The organism is Burkholderia sp. E168m23 (assembly GCF_016586125.1).
GTDB classification, from domain to species: Bacteria; Pseudomonadota; Gammaproteobacteria; order Burkholderiales; family Burkholderiaceae; genus Burkholderia; species Burkholderia orbicola.
The window spans coordinates 1-2,452 of sequence record NZ_BCPP01001015.1 but is presented as its reverse complement, the minus strand read 5'-3'; the positions used below and the strand labels follow the sequence as shown (position 1 = coordinate 2,452).

Genomic DNA, 2,452 nt, shown 5'->3' with positions numbered 1-2,452 from the left:
GGTAAGCCCCCGGTAAAGGCACCGAGGCTCGTGAGGTACCGCTGATCAAGCCGCGGCGAGCGACCAGCGATGCGGAAGCAGCGACGCGATGTCGTCGGCACGATGCGTGGGCAGTCGGGTGAGCACGTCTTTCAGGTAGGCGTACGGATCATGGCCGTTAAGCTGCGCCGACCGGATCAGGCTCATGATCGCGGCTGCACGTTGCCCCGCGCGCAGTGAGCCGGCGAACAGCCAGTTCGAGCGGCCAGTCGCCCATGGTCGAATCTGGTTCTCCAGCCAGTTATTGTCGATGGGCACGTGCCCGTCATCGAGATAGCGCGTGAGCGCTTCCCAACGCTTCAGGCTGTAGTCGAGCGCCTTCGCGATCGCCGATCCTTCGGCAACGAGCTTGCGCTGGGTCACCATCCAGGCGTGCAACGCATCGGCAACGGGCCTGGATCGCTGCTGGCGGATGGCCTGTCTTCGATCAGGCTTCAGTTCGGCGACGTCACGCTCGACGTCGTAGAGTGCGCCGAAGTATTTCAGCGCCTGCTCGGCGATCTGGCTCTGGTGGTTGACGTGCAGCTCGTAGAATTTCCGGCGCGCGTGAGCGACACATCCGATTTCCGTGATGCCCAGTTCGAATCCAGCCTTGTAGCCGCCATAGTCATCGCACATGAGCTTGCCACGCCACACACCCATGAACTTTCGGGCATGTTCGCCGGCACGGCTGCCGGCGAAGTCGTAGACCACGGCCTTCAGATCGGCGAATGGCGTCGTGCTGTACGCCCACAGGTAAGCCCGATGCGTCTTGCCCTTGCCGGGCGACAGCATCTGCACCGGCGTCTCGTCGGCGTGCAGCACGTCGCGCTGCAGGAGCGCTTCGCGAAGCGCATCGACCAGCGGTTGCAGCCGTACGCCGCAGATGCCGACCCACGCGCCGAGCGTCGATTGCGGGATCGCCAGGCCCGCGCGAGCAAAGATGCGTTCCTGCCGATACAGCGGCAGGTGGTCGCCATATTTGGCAACCAGCACCTGCGCCAACAGCCCGGTGGTCGGGATACCCTTGTCGATGACGTGAGGCGGGACCGGTGCCTGGATCAGGGTCCCGCAGTGCCGACAGGCCCACTTGCCGCGGATATGCCGCTCGACTGTGAACACGCCTGGCGCATAGTCCAGCTTCTCGCTGATGTCTTCGCCCACGCGCTCCCGCTGGCAACCGCACTGGCACGTGGTGTCTTCCGGCTCGTGATGGATGTCCGTACGCGGCAGTTTCGATGGCAAGGGCACACGCTTCGGCTGTTGCCCAGGCCCAGCGGCACGCGTGGCCGGTTGAAGCTGTTCGAGCTCGGCTTCCAGTGCCGCCAGGTCTGCATCGATCGCCTCGTCGAGCAGGCTCATCTGTTCGGTATCAAGCTGCTCGCTGCGTTTGCCGAACTGCAGGCGCTTGAGCACGGAGAGTTCGTGCGTCAGTTGATCGATACGCGTTTGACGGTAGTGCAGTTCACGCTGCGTCTCGCCGACCTGGGTCATCAACTGAGCGGCCAGTGTGCGCAGTTGCTCCGGGCTAAGGGCATCGAGGTCGGCGGGCAGGTTCATACGGCCCAGTCTGCCAGAGCCGGCACCGCCACGGAAGCGAAACTGTTTACGGCACCGACGACGCGTTACACCACGCAGATGACGTGATCGTGCGTCAGGGTCTGCCACGGCAGCCCCGTCACGAGCGCCCGCAACTGTTCGGGATTCAACGCGACGGCGATTGCTTCGTGGCCGTTCGTCCAGACGAACCGGCCCTTGTTCAGACGACGCGCAGCCAGCCAGATTCCGAAGCCGTCATAGACGAGTACCTTCATGCGCGTCGAATGCTTGTTGGCGAACAGGTAAGCATGGTGAGGGCGCGCTGCGCCGAACACCTTCACCACACGCGCCAGAATCGTATCGGCGCCGGCACGCATATCCAGCGGTTCGGTCGCCAGCCATATCGCGTCGATGCGGATCACCGCAGCCATCCCTGCAACCAGAGCGCACAATCACTGGCCGACGATAACGGCCAACGCACGGTCACCGTCGCCGCACCCCGACGTACCTCGATCTGGATCTCCGTCGCCCCAGATGCAGCCCCGCACGTCTCAAGCTGTAACGGCACAAACTCTGCCGATGGCGCGCTCATCGACTTGCGGGCAGCTTCGGCCGCATCCCGTTCTTCCTGGGCGGCCACCCAGCTTCGCAGCATGTTGGCATTCAGGCGGTAGTGCAGCGCTACCGCCGCGATCGACACGTTTGGCTGCATCGCCGCACGGATCACCTGTGCCTTGAACTCCTTGCTGTGCCGCCGACGTCGCGTCGGTTGCACAACCTCCTGCATCACCTCGGTCTCATCCATCGTGTACATCTGTCCATTAAAAATTTAGATGGACACGATCCTCGCCTTCGCGCCTAACGCGATCAAGATGACTTCCCCGGGTGCTTACGG

At 63.4% G+C, this 2,452-nt stretch carries 3 protein-coding genes; all 3 read right to left on the bottom strand.

The window, feature by feature from the left end; genetic code table 11:
- Positions 1-45: 45 nt before the first annotated feature.
- The 3 genes from JMF90_RS33355 to JMF90_RS33345 all read right to left on the bottom strand — a co-directional run bounded on the left by JMF90_RS33355 (position 46) and on the right by JMF90_RS33345 (position 2,362).
- Complete coding sequence (locus JMF90_RS33355) at positions 46-1,578, bottom strand: IS66 family transposase (protein WP_034195837.1); 1,533 nt, start codon at positions 1,576-1,578, stop codon at positions 46-48.
- A 65-nt stretch (positions 1,579-1,643) separates the two neighbouring features.
- Positions 1,644-1,979, bottom strand: a complete 336-nt coding sequence (gene tnpB / locus JMF90_RS33350) for an IS66 family insertion sequence element accessory protein TnpB (protein WP_027788797.1) — start codon at positions 1,977-1,979, stop codon at positions 1,644-1,646.
- A complete protein-coding gene (locus JMF90_RS33345; RefSeq protein WP_226129905.1) occupies positions 1,976-2,362 on the bottom strand; it encodes a transposase in 387 nt (128 codons plus the stop codon). Before JMF90_RS33345 ends, tnpB begins: the two co-directional genes overlap by 4 nt.
- Positions 2,363-2,452: the final 90 nt, after the last annotated feature.

Coding starts and splice junctions, on each gene's coding strand:
- JMF90_RS33355 (WP_034195837.1), bottom strand. CDS start 1,578: ATGAACCTGCCCGCCGACCTCGATGCCCTTAGCCCGGAGCAACTGCGC.
- JMF90_RS33345 (WP_226129905.1), bottom strand. CDS start 2,362: ATGGATGAGACCGAGGTGATGCAGGAGGTTGTGCAACCGACGCGACGT.